Genomic DNA, 584 nt, shown 5'->3' with positions numbered 1-584 from the left:
GCCGACGAGATCAACAAGGCAGGCGGCAAGGCGATCGGCGTCGCGATGGACGTGACCAACGAGGACGCCGTGAACAGCGGCATCGACAAGGTGGCCGAGGCGTTCGGCTCGGTCGACATCCTCGTGTCGAACGCGGGCATCCAGATCGTCAACCCGATCGAGAACTATTCGTTCTCCGACTGGAAGAAGATGCAGGCGATCCATGTGGACGGCGCGTTCCTGACGACGAAGGCCGCGCTCAAGCACATGTACAAGGACGATCGCGGCGGCGTCGTGATCTACATGGGCTCGGTGCACTCGCACGAGGCGTCGCCGCTGAAGTCCGCGTATGTGACGGCCAAGCACGGGTTGCTGGGTCTCGCGCGCGTGCTGGCGAAGGAAGGCGCGAAGCACAACGTGCGCTCGCACGTCGTGTGTCCGGGCTTCGTGCGCACGCCGCTGGTCGACAAGCAGATTCCGGAGCAGGCGAAGGAGCTCGGCATCAGCGAAGAGGACGTGATCAAGAAGGTGATGCTCGGCAACACGGTCGACGGCGTGTTCACGACGGTGCAGGACGTCGCGCAGACGGTGCTGTTCCTGTCGGC

At 64.0% G+C, this 584-nt stretch carries 1 protein-coding gene; it reads left to right on the top strand.

Going from position 1 to position 584, the window contains the following annotated elements:
• A partial coding sequence (locus CFB81_RS34740) for a 3-hydroxybutyrate dehydrogenase (RefSeq protein ID WP_089438205.1) occupies positions 1 to 584 on the top strand: 584 nt, incomplete at both ends.

Origin of the sequence: Burkholderia sp. AU28863, assembly GCF_002223195.1 — a bacterium.
Lineage (GTDB): Bacteria > Pseudomonadota > Gammaproteobacteria > Burkholderiales > Burkholderiaceae > Burkholderia > Burkholderia sola.
Note: the sequence above shows the minus strand (reverse complement) of the source record. Positions and strands in the feature narration are given on the sequence as shown.